Source organism: Bacillus sp. 7_6_55CFAA_CT2, assembly GCF_000238655.1.
Lineage (GTDB): Bacteria > Bacillota > Bacilli > Bacillales > Bacillaceae_G > Bacillus_A > Bacillus_A cereus.
Genome location: NZ_JH414710.1, coordinates 455,842 through 470,506 on the forward strand (window position 1 = coordinate 455,842; position 14,665 = coordinate 470,506).

A 14,665-nucleotide genomic window follows, 5' to 3' on the forward strand; every position below is an offset into this window, starting at 1 on the left:
TCTAAGCAGGAAGGGAGAGTTGTATTTTGGATATTGAAAGAATTAATGATCATACGATGAAATTTTTTATTACGTACATTGATATAGAGGATAGAGGATTTAATCGTGAAGAGATTTGGTATGATCGCGAACGAAGTGAAGAGCTCTTTTGGGAGATGATGGACGAAGCTCGTGATCATGACGATTTCTTTATTGATGGACCGTTATGGATTCAAGTGCAAGCAGTCGATAAAGGGATTGAAGTACTTGTCACGAAAGCAGAGCTTTCAAAAGACGGGCAAAAGCTGGAACTACCGATAGGGGTAGACAAAATTATAGATATTCCTCTAGATGAAGGCATCGAATCATTATTCCAACAAGAATTAGTCGAAGAGGTAGAAGAACAAACAGGAACAAACTTTAATGAAGATGGTACGTTTGGCTTTTTAATTAAGTTTAATGATTTTGAAGATGTCATTTCATTAAGTCATCGTCTTATCTTTGAAGATATAAAAGATGAGCTGTATTCATTTGAGAACCGCTATTATGTATATGTGGAATTCGATGAAGTGCTACATGATGAAGAAGAAATCGATCGTATTTTAAGTATTATTTTAGAATATGGGGAAGAATCAACTTTAACAATTCATCGTGTAAGTGAGTATGGAAAACAAATTGTGAAAGAGCATGCTCTTGAAACGATTCGCAATAATTTTCCTGCTAAAACGTAGGCCGATTTCTGTAGTATGAAATCGGCTTTTTATATGAAGAATAGGAAAGCTTTCTTAGTTAGGAGGTAAGAGATGAAAAATACGTTAAAGCTGATTTTCTTTATACTGCTATTGTTCGCATTATTTGTTTCGTTACGTATGTTTATTGATGTAGCATTTTATTCAGATGTGATTGGGATAAAAGATGTTTCGATTTTAGGTATTATCAGTATTTTATTTACAGTATCTGCGTTTTTAATTGGTTGCGTTATTTTCTTAGAAAATCGACATCCATCTAAAACACTTACATGGTTAATTGTTTTAGGAATTTTTCCGGTATTTGGATTCTTCGCTTATTTATTATTCGGACAAAATTTTCGGAGAAAAAGAATGTTCCAAAAGAAGGCGTTACTTGATGAACAAGCGTTTTTACAATATAAGGGGCATGAAGATTACGAAGAACGGATTTTACGCAATCATAAGCATCAAGAGCTGTTATTTCGTTTAGCGGATCGATTAGGTGCTTTAAATATTTCATTTCAAACTGAAACGAGGACATTAACAAATGGAGATGAAACGTTTCGGGCTATTTTAAATGGGTTAAAACGAGCGAAACATCACATTCATATGGAATATTACATTGTGCGTGATGATAAGTTAGGAACAGAAATTAAAGATATTTTAATACAAAAATCGAAAGAGGGCGTAGTCGTTCGTTTTTTGTATGATGCGGTTGGAAGTTTTAAATTATCAAAATCGTATATTGAAGAATTAAACGATGCAGGAGTCGAAATGATTCCGTTCTTCCCTGTACGCTTTCCGATTTTAAACGATAAAATTAATTATCGAAATCATCGAAAAATCGTTATTATTGATGGAAATGAAGGCTTTGTAGGTGGATTAAATATTGGTGATGAATATTTAGGGAAGGATAAGTACTTCGGCTTTTGGCGAGACACACATTTATATTTGCGTGGTGAAGCTGTACAAAGTTTGCAGCTTATTTTCCTTCAAGATTGGTTTTATATGACTGGTGAGGCTGTGCTAGCCCCTGAATATTTACAAGCAAAAGCAGTTGAGGGTGATCATTGGGGAGGAGTGCAGCTAGTTGCAGGTGGCCCCGATAATAAGTGGGAAACGATTAAGCATTTATATTTTGCAATGATCGCTTCTGCTCGAAAATCTATTTGGATTGCAACGCCGTATTTTATTCCGGATGATGATATTTTATCCGCATTAAAGGTTGCTGCACTTGCTGGTATTGATGTTCGTTTATTAATGCCGAGTAAACCGGATAAGCGGACTGTCTTTTACGCATCGAGATCGTACTTCCCAGAGCTTTTAGATGCAGGTGTAAAGATATATGAATATGAAAAAGGTTTTCTTCATAGTAAAGTTGTCATCGTCGATTCTGATTTAGCTTCAATTGGGACAGCTAATATGGATATGAGAAGTTTTCATTTGAATTTTGAAGTAAATGCCTTTTTATATGATACAGATAGCATTCGAAAACTTGTTCAAGACTTTAAAGATGATTTAGAAGAATCAAGTGAAATTCATGTTGATCATTTTCATAAAAGACGTCTTCATAGACGAATTGTTGAATCAACATACCGCTTATTATCACCTTTATTATAAAAAGAGATGTCCGAAATTGGGACATCTCTTTTTTAAAAGGAATTTGTAACAAATTGTAGAATATAAGGAGCTGAAAGGGTGTGATTACGATATTTATCGCTAAAAGAGAAAACGGAGAGAAAATTCATTTACTCTATAATTGTAATGAAAAGCTTTTGCGCCGTATGCGTCAACAAGAACGATTCTTTTGTGTAGCTTGTGGAAAGGAAGTGCAAATGAAATTAGGGAAACAAAAAAGTTGGCATTTTGCTCATAAAAAAGTGGATTCATGTCTTGCCTTTTATGAAGCGGAATCAACGTATCATATGCACGGTAAAGAATTGTTATATAGATGGTTCAAGCGTCAAAACTTTCAGGTGGATATAGAGTACTACCTTCCAGAAATTAAGCAACGACCAGATGTTTTTGTAGAGAGGGCGGGCAGAAAAATTGCAATTGAATACCAATGTGCAAACCTCGCTATAGAACAGTTGTACAAAAGAACATATTCGTATTGGCAAGCTGGTATACAGGTCATTTGGATCGTTGGTGGAAATCAATTGAAAAAGCAATCTGCATATTGGATGAAATTTTCCTCACTTATGGCTTTCTCCTTACAATCTTATCCTCAGCCACTTCTTATTTTCTTCTGTCCGAAACAAAAATCATTTATGAAATGTGCATTTGTCACTCCCTTTTCTACAAATGTTTTTTTCTCACATACTATATATTTACCAACTGATACGACTACTTTTGAAATGCTTTTTTCTCCCGTTCCTTTCGAGAAAGAAAGATTGGGTGAAGAGTGGGAGAAGAGAAAGAACTACTTCCGCAAAAATGCCCTGCCGATTTGGAATTATAATTATAAGTCATTATTACGCCTCTTATATCAATTTAAATGTACTCCAGCAAGCTTTCCTTCTGAAATTGGTGTTCCACTCCCTTCTGCATTTGCTTTACAAACAAACCCATTTATATGGCAAGCTTTCCTCTATATGAAGTGTATAGGGGAGCTTGCAGTGGGAGAGTGTATTTCTCTTCAATACGTGTGTAGTTATGCAAAAAGGTATACGAAAAGGCGGATACTTCCGTACTTTTCAAAGCACATATGGAAAGTGGCAGTTACTGAATATATGACATTTTTATGCTATATAGGTGTTTTGCGTAAAGCGGGAACTTATACGTACCGGAAAATAAGGGATGTCGTGGTGTTAAAAACAGAGGAGGAAATTATGAAACATGATGAGATTTGCTTAATACATGCGCTATCTTTATTTGAGGCAAATTTTAACATGAGAGCAGGAAAAGGGGATATAATAAAGAATGATTGTGAAGGAATTACATAAGAAAAAAACGAATTGTACTTAAGTAGAGATATTTAAAGGAGGGCTTAAAGAATGTCTGAACAAAACAAAGCGAAAGCATTACCAGATCGCAACGAGATTGAAGAAGCAAGTACGTGGCGCTTAGAAGATATCTTCCAAACGGACGCAGAATGGGAAAAAGAATTCCAAGCTATTAAAGAGCTATTGCCGAAGTTAACTGAATTTAAAGGGAAACTTGGTGACTCTGCGGACAATTTACTTGAGGCATTGCAATATGAAGATGAAATTTCAATGCGATTAGGTAAGTTATATACATATGCTCATATGCGTTACGATCAAGATACAACAAACTCTGTATATCAAGCATTAAATGATCGCGCAACAAATTTATATTCACAAGTATCTAGTAGCACAGCGTATATTGTGCCTGAAATTTTATCGATTTCAGAAGATACACTGCAAACATTCTTGAAGGAAAATAGAGATTTAAGTGTATATGAACATGCATTAGAAGAAATTACACGTCAACGCCCGCACGTCTTATCAGAAGCTGAGGAAGCTTTATTAGCGGAAGCATCTGAAGTAATGAGTTCATCAAGCAATACATTCGGTATGTTGAATAACGCGGATTTAAAATTCCCATCTATTAAAGGGGAAGACGGAGAAGAAATAGAAATTACACATGGCCGTTACATTCAGTTTTTAGAAAGTGATGATCCTCGTGTTCGCAAAGATGCATTTAAAGCTGTATATGAAACGTACGGAAAATTTAAAAACACATTCGCAAGTACGTTAAGCGGAGCAGTAAAACGTAATAATTTCAATGCGCGTGTTCGTAAATATGATTCTGCTCGCCAAGCTGCACTGAGCAATAATAATATTCCGGAAGCAGTATACGATCAACTCGTTGAAACAGTAAATGACAACTTACATTTATTACACCGTTACATCGATATTCGTAAGCGTGCACTAGGACTTGATGAGCTTCATATGTATGATTTATATACACCACTTGTACCAGAAGTGAAAATGAATGTGAAATACGAAGAAGCGCAAGACCTTTTATTAAAATCTTTAAACGTACTTGGTGATGAATATGTTGATATTTTGAAAGAGGCATATGAAAATCGCTGGGTAGATGTGTATGAGAATAAAGGAAAACGAAGCGGTGCATATTCATCTGGTGCATATGGAACAAATCCGTATATTTTAATGAACTGGCATGATAATGTAAATAATTTATTTACACTTGCTCATGAGTTTGGTCATTCGGTGCATAGTTACTATACAAGAAAAACACAACCGCACGTATATGGTGATTATTCCATCTTCGTAGCAGAAGTGGCATCTACTTGTAATGAAGCGCTTCTAAATGATTATTTATTAAAAACGACAGAAGATAAGAAAGAGCGTCTATATTTATTAAATCATTATTTAGAAGGGTTCCGTGGTACTGTATTCCGTCAAACGATGTTTGCAGAGTTTGAACATATTATTCATAAGAAAGTACAAGAAGGACATGCTGTTACGCCAGACATGCTAACGGAAATTTACTACGATTTAAATAAGAAATATTTCGGTGACGCTTTAGTAATCGACGAAGAGATTGGTTTAGAATGGTCTCGTATTCCACACTTCTACTACAACTATTACGTATATCAATACGCAACAGGATTTAGTGCAGCGACAGCTCTATCTAAACAGATTTTAGAAGAAGGACAACCAGCAGTAGAACGTTATATTAACGAGTTCTTAAAAGCAGGAAGCTCTGATTATCCAATTGAAGTGCTGAAAAAAGCAGGAGTAGATATGGCATCTCCTGAACCAGTAAAAGAGGCGCTACAAGTATTTGAAGAGAAATTAAATGAATTAGAAGCATTATTATTTGAAGAAAAGTAATGAAAAAAGACGAGGGATTGTATCCTCGTCTTTTTTGTTGAATAGATTTAATGTCGATATTTGTTGAAGAGAAAGGTGGATTCCTTTGTTTTTTCTAACTGAAAGGATAGCTTTACGGCTGATTTTTGAAATTAAAACCCTTTGAATCGTTTTTTATAATTGAAATAAGAGAGTGTGATAACGATGATTCCGAATAAAAGAGGTAAGGCAATAATTTTAGGAAAAGCTTGTAGTAGAGAGAGGATGTACAAGAAAAAAGAAACGATGACAGCTAGAAAGAGAAGAGCAATATAAGATTTTTTCATAAATAAACCCCCTAAATGACCTTTTTTATAGCTTATTCAAAAATGAAAACGTTTAGAATGTGACAAAAGTGTGAAATTCGACAAAAGGGGTTGTCATCTGACGTCGAATCTTGTAATATAATAAGCGTGAACGAATTCACATACAAACATATACCCCTTTGTTTGAACGTGAAAATTTCTCCCATCCCCTTTAATATTTTTATAAGCCGTAAAGAAAAAGACCTGGTGTTTACACCAGGTCTTTTTCTTTTGCTATCCATTTCCAATAACGTTCGCATTTTACTTCTATCATTTGTACTTTTCGTTTCAGTTGTAATTTTTTTAGTTCGCGTTCAATTTCTTGTTGCGGACAGTCATAAATAAATGCTACTTCTTTTGAAGATATAAATTGTGTTGCTTCTAGTAGCACTTCTAAAGGTGGTAATGGTTCTGGCTCAATTTCACATTTTACAAGTTCTTTCAATAATTGTACGTATACATCGTAGGAATAATTTCCAGCGATTTTAATACCTTCTTCATCTGAGTTCGCATGAAAAAAGACGAGGGAAGGTATTTCTGTAATATGCATTTCATTCGTGAATTTCAAGTCACATTGGAAAGCTTTTTTTGCACTAGCAGAATGTAGATCTTTTTTAAATTCTTCTACATCAATATTGCTATCTCTCGCACATGCAAGTAATAGTTCGCAATCAGGGTTTGATACATTTTCAAGGAAAATGTATTCTTGGAGTTTTCGCAAAAACTTCGAACCTGCTTTTCGGCCTTGCAACTCCGCTGCCTTAATTGCCATCGAAACTAAATATGGTGTTGACGATGCTTCTTGCATATGTACCTTTCCATCACATGAAAAACCTTGTAAACTGGTTGTCTTTTCCCACACAAATCGAATATTAGCAGGTTTATTCCATTTGTGTGAGGAAGCGTTCGTTCCATCCACTTTTCCTGTTACGATATGACGAATAGAGAAGTATTTCCCGTATTCAAGCCATAGTTTAATAATAAAAGGCTCAATTTCCCAGCAATCTTTACAAAGTGGATCAATAAATAAATATGCTTCTACAGACTTATGCTCGCATGCGGAAGGAGATGGCATATTTATATGCTTTGCTTCCTGCTTATCCATTACACTTCACCTGTTTCGTTTGGAGTATTAACCATATGCTGAGCGGTTAATGCTAAACGTTCAAAAACAAACTCTCTTATATGACCATGCACTCCAGTATCATCCATTGCTTGCTCCATACATGATAGCCAAGCCTCTGCTCGTTTTGGGGTAATCTCAAACGGGAGATGGCGTGCTCTTAACATAGGATGCCCATGTTCTTCAGTGTACAAATTAGGACCACCTAAATATTGTGTTAAAAATTGCTTCTGCTTCCTAGCGGTTTCTGTTAAATCTTCCGGGAAGATGGGAGATAAGTCAGGGTGTTTACTGACATAGGAATAAAATGTATCTACTAATATTGCAATGCATTGTTCACCGCCAATTGCTTCAAATGGTGTCATCGGTTGCTTGCTCATCCTTTATAAACTCCTTTTTCCATGAAATGTATATCTATTGTAGCAATGGAATGTTCGAGAGGGCAAATAAACAGACTTCTCAAAGATTCTTTGCTTATTCTACGGGTGTAACCTTTTTTAGTGAGATGTATCCACTAGTGAAACATATTCACTAGTGGAATTTTCACTTTAGCGTGCTTTGTTTTGTTTGGCAAGGAAAAAGCGTTTTACTTTGTTATTTGTATGGCGAACAGGTATGTTATGTTGCGTTAATAAATCAATAAATGCAGCTTTTCCTGTTTCTTCATCTTGCACTTCAAATTCAATTTCATAATCATCGTGATTGTAATAGAAACTATGATCAAAGACAAGCGTTCCGCCTTTAAATAATGTTTCTGCTCTTTCTGTTGTTAAACTACCCATATATGTTAAAGCAGAAACAGGAATTTGTAATTTGTGTAATTGATCTACTACTGCTCCTTGAATGATTGTGTTTGTTTCCATCATCATTTTTGCTTCGTCTTCTGTTACGACTTGATGCGTTTCTAATAAACCGATTTCTGCAGGTTGTTTCAACGTTAACGTATAAGTTTCTCCTTTATGACGAATACGAAGTGCAGAGCCAGCTTCTTTTAACGAGAAGTCAGGTGTTTCAAAGTAGTGATTCACTTGTTTTGTAAATGCTTCAATAGAAAACGATTTACATAATGTATCGAATTCTTCTTTTGTAACGATATTTTTGAATTCAATTTCAATTTCTTGTGTCATTGTATAATCTCCTTTTGAAAAATAATTCTTTACACATTATCGCTTTTTCATAAATTTGGTTCAATGTTTTATTTGTTTGCGTCCATGTTATGATACAATAATACTGTTAAGTAAGACAGGAAGTTGAGATGGAGGAGTTAGAGCATGCAAAATAAAATCCAAGTTAAGAGCGTAGAAAAGAGAGAGAATGCTCTTATTTTTTGTGCGGAAAATAGTGAAATAGAGGTAAAGGAGTTAAGTGCACGTAATCATGTACTTGTAGACTCAGACAATTTATCATTTTTATATATCTTAGAAAACGAATCATCTTTCATTTATGTAAGTATTCCGCACACATGCTGGGAAGCAATGCATGAAGCGATGAATAACGATGTGGTTATGTTCGTTCGTGTGAATGAAATTGAAATGGAATTAGAAGGATTAAAAGAAGAAGTAGAATATTTAGTTGAAAATATTGAAGGTAATGCAAATTACGGAGAAGAACTAGTAACTGCTGTAGAAAAAGTATTTCTATAAGCAAATGGATTGATTTTGGTGGTGGTTGAAATGAATCGAAATTGGGAAGAATTTTTAGCACCTTACCACCAAGCGGTGGCAGAGCTGAAAGTGAAACTAAAAGGAATGCGTACTCAATTTACAATGTTAACAGAGCATTCTCCAATTGAGTTTGTAACAGGAAGGGTAAAGTCGGTTCCAAGTATTATTGATAAAGCGGAGAAGAGAAATGTACCGCTGAACCGGCTGAGAGAAGATATGCAAGATATCGCGGGCCTTCGAATGATGTGTCAATTTGTTGATGAGATTAAGCCTGTTGTAGAATATCTTCGAAAACGAAATGACTTTGAAATCGTGGAAGAACGTGATTATGTCACGCAGAAGAAAGATAGCGGTTATCGTTCTTATCACGTTGTCATTAGTTACCCAGTCCAAACGATTCAGGGTGAACAAAAAGTATTGGTAGAAATCCAAATACGCACGCTAGCAATGAATTTTTGGGCAACAATTGAGCATTCTTTAAATTATAAATATAGTGGACGTTTTCCTGAAGATATTAAAATACGCTTGCAACGCGCAGCAGAAGCAGCATTTTTATTAGATGAAGAAATGTCTTCTATCCGTCTTGAAATTCAAGAAGCGCAGAAAGCTTTTTCAAGAAAGCAAGAAACGAAAGATTCCGAATCATAAACTAAAGGGTGTTGTGCGATGAAATTTACAATTATGTCAAAGGGAGATCAATCATCAGATGCACTGGCAAGCACGATGAAAGAATACTTGCTAGATTTCGGATTTATAATGGATGAAAAGGAACCCGATATTGTAATTTCTGTTGGGGGAGATGGAACGCTTTTATATGCATTTCATCGTTATTATGATCGATTGGCTGAAACGGCATTTGTTGGTGTACATACAGGACATCTAGGTTTCTATGCAGATTGGTTACCGACAGAAGTAGAGAAATTAGTAATTGCAATTGCAAAAACACCATTCCAAGTGGTGGAATATCCGCTTTTAGAAGTTATTATTCGCTATGTGAATGGAAGTAAAGAGTCACAGTATTTAGCGATGAATGAGGCGACTGTAAAAAGTGAAGAAGGTACATTAGTAACAGAAGTAGAAATACGCGGAGAATATTTTGAAACATTCCGCGGAGACGGCCTTTGTATCTCTACTCCTTCAGGAAGTACCGCGTATAATAAAGCGCTTGGCGGAGCGATTATTCACCCATCTATTGAAGCGATACAAATTGCAGAAATGGCGTCCATTAACAATCGTGTATTTCGTACTGTAGGATCGCCGCTCGTATTGCCGAAGCATCATACATGTGTGTTAAAGCCAGCTGCAGGAATGAACTTACAAATTACAGTGGATCATTTAACGATGGTTCATCAAGATGTGAAATCAATCCAGTATCGCGTCGCAAACGAGAAAGTACGATTTGTTCGTTTCCGTCCATTCCCGTTCTGGAAACGAGTTCGTGACTCGTTTGTTGCAGATAAATAGAAAGGGTTATATATTTGAACAGATTTACATTGAAATGGGATATAGGGCCGGCTGAAGAGGGAACTTTAGTTAGGGAATTTTTGAAAACGAAAGGCGTTTCTAAAGCCGCTTTAACGGATATAAAGTTTCACGGCGGGGCAATTGAAGTAAATGGTCAACATGCGAGTGTTCGTCATCAGTTGCGTGCTGGTGAAGAATTACGTGTCTTTTTTCCAGTTGAGGAAAGAAGTGAAGGGATGATGGCAGAAGATATCCCTTTAAGCATTGTATATGAAGATGACGCGGTTCTTATCATTAATAAAGAGGCGAACATGTCAACGATTCCGTCTAGAGAACATCCGACAAGGAGTGTTGCAAATGCGCTTTTATCTCATTATGATAAGCAGCACCTTGCAAGTACAGTGCACATCGTAACACGTTTAGATCGTGATACTTCGGGGCTTATGCTTATTGCAAAAAATCGTTTCGTGCATCATCTTTTATCGAAGCAGCATCAACAAAAAGCTGTGAAACGAACGTATGAAGCAATTGTTCACGGAAGGATTGTAGAACGAGAAGGAATGATTGATGCACCAATTGGTCGAAAATCTGATAGCATTATTGAGCGAACGGTTTGTGAGGATGGACAAAGGGCAGTTACTCATTTTAAGGTAATTGATAGTACATATCATAAGACACATGTAGCGCTTGAGCTTGAGACAGGAAGAACGCATCAAATTCGTGTGCATATGGCTCATATAGGACATCCGTTACTTGGTGATAGCTTATATGGAGGGAGAAGGGATGAAATGAAACGGCAAGCACTTCATAGTAAATCTTTGACGTTTTATCATCCTATTTTAGAGAAAGAGATGTCTTTCACTATAAAGCTTCCAAGCGATATGCAAGAAGTGTTGCGGCATACTTAAAAAGGGAACAAAATTCTTATATTATAAAGAATTTTGTTCCCTTTTTTCTTAGCGGAATAATATTAAAATTTGGTTTTCACCCGTACGCTTTATAACGAAAAATCCACTTTCGGCTTTTGTAGCAATGCCATTGTCATTTGGACGACAATATCCATGTGCTTCGCAAGTGCCGTCATCATGTACTAACATTTGTCCAATTAATCCGACAGGAAGCCACTCGGCGCGATCTTTTCTTGCTACATATTTGCAAGTTGGATCCCATTCTGTATTTAAAAGAGGTTGTATTTCTTCGGCTTCCGTCCATACATATTGGCGTTTTCCAAAGTTATCTGTTTTATAACGTTTTTGCCAACTTAAAGCCCCGCTATTTCCTATAAGGGCAGGGGTTGCACTAGATATTCCTAAAATGAACGAATCGCGTGAAGTAGCTATCCGAATTTTTTCTTCGTTACTAAATGTAACGAAATAACCGACATCAATAGGTTTATAACCTTCGGTTTCAAACATTTGTGCAAAATCCGTTCCGCTTGCATTGTAAGACGCGCCCTCAATGTACATTTCTCCATTATGAGCAAGCCATTTAGCCCCGATATTATGGTCGGTGTCGCTTACACCATTTGCAATAAACCAAGAATAAGCTTCTTCTGCAGTGCCGAAGCGCCCCATAATATGGCTACCTGCAAAATGAGCTGTTGATGTATGATGACCTTCCGCATGAGAAGAGGATCCGTTAGCAATAGTTGCGTTTCCTTCTGCGTGTGCTGCTTCGCCTAAAGCAATTGTCTGTTTACCCTCCGCATGAGAATAAGCCCCGCCTGCTGTCGTTTCACTTCCCTCACTATGCGAACTATGTCCAGTTGCTTTTGAGTTTGATCCTTCTGCATGAGAGAAAGAACCTTTTGCGTGTGTTAATAAGCCTTCCGCATGTGCTGCCATGCCCTCCGCATGAGAGTGAAGCCCCTCTGCATATGCATATCGGCCGCCCCTTTTAACTTTTGTATTTTCAGGTGTAGGTGTCTCAATTATGAGTGGTTTTTCAATTTGTATATCATTCGATGAAGCTAATGCTTCTTTTATTTTTTTACTTTGTTTATAATAGCAGCTGGAATTTCTGGTTCCACTTTTTTATTCATTGCTACAGAAATATTTTCTTCCGTCTTTTCTTCTGTTTGGTTAGAATGTAGTATCTGTTCATCTTGATTTGAAAGCTGTTTATTTTTTTGTTGCATCTTTATTTTTCTGCGATCGATTATGCGGCTCATCACAGCATTTTCTAAAGAGACATATGTTGGTTTTACTTTGCTTTTTTTTGATGACTCTTGTTCTTCCAGTTCTTCTATCGCTGCAGCCCGAATACTACACCAGTTGTTAATTCCGTACATGGGCAGATATAAAGGGGGAAATTTTCTTTTTTGTTTAGAAGATTTTTTCTTCATTCTGTCACCTCCTGCGACATTATATGTAGTGTAATTAAAAAAAGATGCACTTTATTGCATCTTTTTTTAATTACTTTACCTAGTTTCATATGAAATCTGCCTAAATAATGCTAAGTAAGGTAGTTATGAAATTGGACGGAATTTCTCAGCGACAAAAGGTAAAGAAGAAGGGACAGAGATAGTCTCCATTTCAGGATAACGTAATCCGGTTAATTTGCCACCAAATACAGCACCAGTATCAATATTGACTGTCTGATTGACGAATCGAGGTTCTTTTACTGGTGTATGTCCATATACAATCCAAGCTTGTCCCTTGTATTCTTGCGCCCAATCGCGACGGACCGGTGAGCCATCGGCATGCTTTTCTCCTGTAATATCGCCATATAATACAAAGGTTTGTACTTTTTTATCTCGTCTTCCTATGTAATCTTGCCGAATCCCAGCGTGACATACGATTACTCTTTTTTCGTCTAGTATGTGGTAGAGTGGTGATTGTTCATAAAGAGTGATAAACTTTTCTTTTATAATGTTTTGCTTATGAGAAGGAAGTGCCTCATATTCAGCAACAGTTGTTTCAAGTCCGTGAGCGACTGTTACATTACGCCCAAGGAAAAATCGATATAGTTTATTACAGTGATTTCCAGGAGCGTAATAAGCTTCTTTTTTATGTATGACAAGTTCCCATACAATTTCAATCATACGTAATGAATGAGGACCACGGTCTGTAATATCGCCAACGAATGCAAGTTTGCGTTGGTCAGGGTGAACCGGTAGACCGCTACTCCAGTTATATCCTAGCTTCTCTGTTAAATTTTGAAACTCTTGGAAACATCCATGAATATCTCCTATAATGTCATATTTCATATTTAAACCTCCATCGTATTTTTCATTAGTATATCTAAAAAAGGATAGAGATAAAAATATAGCGTTTTTGTGTTGTTCATTTAAACATAAAGATTTTCGTTCTTGAGCGAACATTTAAAATGAACCCAATCGCAATCATGTATGTAAGCAGTGAACTTCCTCCGTAGCTCATAAGAGGTAATGTTATCCCTGTAATGGGAAGTAATCCGATTGTCATCCCGATATTTTGGAATACTTGGAAAGTAAACATTCCGATTGTACCAGCGCAAATGTAACTACCAAAAGGGTCATTACTTTCTAAAGCAATATGAATCATTCGAAAAATGAGTAAGAAAAAAAGAGAAATAATGACACTTGCGCCTAGAAATCCAAATTGTTCAGCGACATTAGTGAAAATAAAATCTGTATGTGGTTCTGGAAAATATACTTGTCCATTTTCCCACCCTTTTCCTTGCATTTCTCCGGATCCAGTCGCTAAGAATGCTTGTCTTAATTGATATCCTTGTGCATCATATTTGTAAGGTGCTAACCATCCGTAGAAGCGATTTAATTGATATTCTTTTAAAATATGTGCTTTAAAGAAATCTGTGTGAGTAAAAAAAATATATATTAATGTAGATCCAGCCACGAAAGTAGCTGAAACTAATCCGAAAATAAAACGCCATCGTATGCCAGAAACTAGTATCATTGCTGCAAGCATCGCTGAAATGACCATTGTATTTCCTAAATCTGGTTCCTTTGCGATCAGTAGTAGTGGTGGCAAACTTGTTGCAAATATTTTTCCAAGTAGTAAAAAATCGTCATGTATTGTTTGGAGAAAATATTTCTCATTATGGTTTGCTATAATTCGTCCAATGACGATAATTAAAAATAATTTCATAATTTCAGAAGGCTGAAAATTTCCGATGCCTGGGAGCCTGTACCAAGCTGTAGCGCCTTTAATTGTAACGGCACCTGGTACTTGAAGTTCTAGTCCAATAAGTAGTACCATTGCAAAGCTGTACAAATACCAAGCGATTTTTTGATAACGGTCGAAATCGATAATCATAATAACACCAATGGCTATAAATCCAATGAAATACCATTGGATTTGTTTTAGTACAAAATTGACGTTTTGTAAAAATGGCGGTAAAGAGGCTTGCGCACTTGCAATAGCACAACAACTAACAATCCCAATGGCAAATAAAATAAATAGTAATACGTAGTCTATTTGATATTGAGAATTTGGATCTTTCAATGTAGGTATTCCTTTCTACTGCTCTTTATAGTAATGGATTTTATCCCGCATTAATGGGCAGTAAGACCCCCACCTCAAAATTCAGCGAAAGCGAGGAAGTTCGGTGGGGGATCAAC

14 protein-coding genes and 1 pseudogene are annotated in these 14,665 nt (G+C 36.3%); 8 read left to right on the forward strand and 7 right to left on the reverse strand.

Translation table 11 applies throughout. From position 1 onward, the window contains the following. Positions 1 to 26: 26 nt before the first annotated feature. The 4 genes from mecA to pepF all read left to right on the forward strand — a co-directional run bounded on the left by mecA (position 27) and on the right by pepF (position 5,530). Positions 27 to 710 carry an adaptor protein MecA gene (gene mecA / locus HMPREF1014_RS17950; RefSeq protein WP_000350716.1) on the forward strand — a complete coding sequence of 228 codons (684 nt, stop codon included), beginning with the start codon at positions 27 to 29 and terminating at the stop codon, positions 708 to 710. 72 nt (positions 711 to 782) lie between these two features. Continuing rightward, the gene (locus HMPREF1014_RS17955; protein ID WP_000799192.1) at positions 783 to 2,327 is read left to right on the forward strand and encodes a cardiolipin synthase; all 1,545 of its coding nucleotides are present in this window, start codon (positions 783 to 785) and stop codon (positions 2,325 to 2,327) included. Positions 2,328 to 2,407: 80 nt separating this feature from the next. Continuing rightward, the gene (locus HMPREF1014_RS17960; RefSeq protein ID WP_000628328.1) at positions 2,408 to 3,652 is read left to right on the forward strand and encodes a competence protein CoiA; all 1,245 of its coding nucleotides are present in this window, start codon (positions 2,408 to 2,410) and stop codon (positions 3,650 to 3,652) included. Positions 3,653 to 3,703: 51 nt separating this feature from the next. Beyond that, positions 3,704 to 5,530, forward strand: a complete 1,827-nt coding sequence (gene pepF, locus HMPREF1014_RS17965; RefSeq protein WP_000003348.1) for an oligoendopeptidase F — start codon at positions 3,704 to 3,706, stop codon at positions 5,528 to 5,530. 131 nt (positions 5,531 to 5,661) lie between these two features. Here the strand turns inward: pepF and HMPREF1014_RS31680 are convergent, their stop codons facing one another. The 4 genes from HMPREF1014_RS31680 to HMPREF1014_RS17985 all read right to left on the reverse strand — a co-directional run bounded on the left by HMPREF1014_RS31680 (position 5,662) and on the right by HMPREF1014_RS17985 (position 8,103). Next, the gene (locus HMPREF1014_RS31680) at positions 5,662 to 5,835 is read right to left on the reverse strand and encodes a hypothetical protein (protein ID WP_000750355.1); all 174 of its coding nucleotides are present in this window, start codon (positions 5,833 to 5,835) and stop codon (positions 5,662 to 5,664) included. 229 nt (positions 5,836 to 6,064) lie between these two features. Next, positions 6,065 to 6,958: a ClpXP adapter SpxH family protein gene (locus tag HMPREF1014_RS17975; protein ID WP_000360656.1), complete on the reverse strand. Its 894-nt coding sequence runs from the start codon at positions 6,956 to 6,958 to the stop codon at positions 6,065 to 6,067. Further along, positions 6,958 to 7,356: a globin domain-containing protein gene (locus tag HMPREF1014_RS17980; protein ID WP_000043386.1), complete on the reverse strand. Its 399-nt coding sequence runs from the start codon at positions 7,354 to 7,356 to the stop codon at positions 6,958 to 6,960. The genes HMPREF1014_RS17975 and HMPREF1014_RS17980 overlap by 1 nt, the downstream gene beginning before the upstream one ends. A gap of 168 nt (positions 7,357 to 7,524) precedes the next feature. Next, positions 7,525 to 8,103 carry a CYTH domain-containing protein gene (locus HMPREF1014_RS17985; RefSeq protein ID WP_000191120.1) on the reverse strand — a complete coding sequence of 193 codons (579 nt, stop codon included), beginning with the start codon at positions 8,101 to 8,103 and terminating at the stop codon, positions 7,525 to 7,527. Positions 8,104 to 8,247: 144 nt separating this feature from the next. Here HMPREF1014_RS17985 and HMPREF1014_RS17990 point away from each other — a divergent pair, with 144 nt between their 5' ends. Genes HMPREF1014_RS17990 through HMPREF1014_RS18005 form a run of 4 tightly spaced genes read left to right on the forward strand, consistent with a single transcriptional unit; the run spans position 8,248 to position 11,012 of the window. Next, complete coding sequence (locus HMPREF1014_RS17990; protein ID WP_001180004.1) at positions 8,248 to 8,619, forward strand: UPF0738 family protein; 372 nt, start codon at positions 8,248 to 8,250, stop codon at positions 8,617 to 8,619. A gap of 30 nt (positions 8,620 to 8,649) precedes the next feature. Then, positions 8,650 to 9,288: a GTP diphosphokinase gene (gene yjbM / locus HMPREF1014_RS17995; protein WP_001081489.1), complete on the forward strand. Its 639-nt coding sequence runs from the start codon at positions 8,650 to 8,652 to the stop codon at positions 9,286 to 9,288. An 18-nt stretch (positions 9,289 to 9,306) separates the two neighbouring features. Next, positions 9,307 to 10,104, forward strand: a complete 798-nt coding sequence (locus HMPREF1014_RS18000; protein ID WP_000673183.1) for an NAD kinase — start codon at positions 9,307 to 9,309, stop codon at positions 10,102 to 10,104. 14 nt (positions 10,105 to 10,118) lie between these two features. Next, on the forward strand, positions 10,119 to 11,012 hold the full coding sequence (locus tag HMPREF1014_RS18005; protein WP_001079141.1) for an RluA family pseudouridine synthase: 894 nt from the start codon (positions 10,119 to 10,121) through the stop codon (positions 11,010 to 11,012). A gap of 48 nt (positions 11,013 to 11,060) precedes the next feature. On the opposite strand, the pseudogene HMPREF1014_RS31355 reads toward HMPREF1014_RS18005, so the two are convergent. The 3 genes and pseudogenes from HMPREF1014_RS31355 to HMPREF1014_RS18020 all read right to left on the reverse strand — a co-directional run bounded on the left by HMPREF1014_RS31355 (position 11,061) and on the right by HMPREF1014_RS18020 (position 14,549). Further along, positions 11,061 to 12,448, reverse strand: a pseudogene (locus HMPREF1014_RS31355) (peptidase G2 autoproteolytic cleavage domain-containing protein). Between the two features lie 123 nt (positions 12,449 to 12,571). Beyond that, positions 12,572 to 13,312, reverse strand: coding sequence for a bis(5'-nucleosyl)-tetraphosphatase PrpE (prpE, locus tag HMPREF1014_RS18015; protein WP_000872699.1), 741 nt, complete (start codon positions 13,310 to 13,312; stop codon positions 12,572 to 12,574). A gap of 76 nt (positions 13,313 to 13,388) precedes the next feature. Further along, positions 13,389 to 14,549, reverse strand: coding sequence for an FtsW/RodA/SpoVE family cell cycle protein (locus HMPREF1014_RS18020; RefSeq protein WP_000654697.1), 1,161 nt, complete (start codon positions 14,547 to 14,549; stop codon positions 13,389 to 13,391). Positions 14,550 to 14,665: the final 116 nt, after the last annotated feature.

Coding starts and splice junctions, on each gene's coding strand:
- HMPREF1014_RS18000 (WP_000673183.1), top strand. CDS start 9,307: ATGAAATTTACAATTATGTCAAAGGGAGATCAATCATCAGATGCACTG.
- yjbM (WP_001081489.1), top strand. CDS start 8,650: ATGAATCGAAATTGGGAAGAATTTTTAGCACCTTACCACCAAGCGGTG.
- HMPREF1014_RS17990 (WP_001180004.1), top strand. CDS start 8,248: ATGCAAAATAAAATCCAAGTTAAGAGCGTAGAAAAGAGAGAGAATGCT.
- HMPREF1014_RS17975 (WP_000360656.1), bottom strand. CDS start 6,958: ATGGATAAGCAGGAAGCAAAGCATATAAATATGCCATCTCCTTCCGCA.
- HMPREF1014_RS17985 (WP_000191120.1), bottom strand. CDS start 8,103: ATGACACAAGAAATTGAAATTGAATTCAAAAATATCGTTACAAAAGAA.
- HMPREF1014_RS31680 (WP_000750355.1), bottom strand. CDS start 5,835: ATGAAAAAATCTTATATTGCTCTTCTCTTTCTAGCTGTCATCGTTTCT.
- pepF (WP_000003348.1), top strand. CDS start 3,704: ATGTCTGAACAAAACAAAGCGAAAGCATTACCAGATCGCAACGAGATT.
- prpE (WP_000872699.1), bottom strand. CDS start 13,312: ATGAAATATGACATTATAGGAGATATTCATGGATGTTTCCAAGAGTTT.
- HMPREF1014_RS17955 (WP_000799192.1), top strand. CDS start 783: ATGAAAAATACGTTAAAGCTGATTTTCTTTATACTGCTATTGTTCGCA.
- HMPREF1014_RS17980 (WP_000043386.1), bottom strand. CDS start 7,356: ATGAGCAAGCAACCGATGACACCATTTGAAGCAATTGGCGGTGAACAA.